At 53.0% G+C, this 202-nt stretch carries 1 rRNA gene; it reads right to left on the bottom strand.

What is annotated here, in order from left to right:
* Positions 1–202, bottom strand: a 16S ribosomal RNA gene (locus AK81_RS27705); the annotation flags it as partial.

Genomic DNA, 202 nt, shown 5'->3' with positions numbered 1-202 from the left:
TTTTGCCCTTCCTCCCAACTTAAAGTGCTTTACAATCCGAAGACCTTCTTCACACACGCGGCATGGCTGGATCAGGCTTTCGCCCATTGTCCAATATTCCCCACTGCTGCCTCCCGTAGGAGTCTGGACCGTGTCTCAGTTCCAGTGTGACTGATCATCCTCTCAGACCAGTTACGGATCGTCGCCTTGGTGAGCCATTACC

This window comes from Pseudomonas putida W15Oct28, assembly GCF_000708715.2.
Classification (GTDB): Bacteria; Pseudomonadota; Gammaproteobacteria; order Pseudomonadales; family Pseudomonadaceae; genus Aquipseudomonas; species Aquipseudomonas putida_R.
Note: the sequence above shows the minus strand (reverse complement) of the source record. Positions and strands in the feature narration are given on the sequence as shown.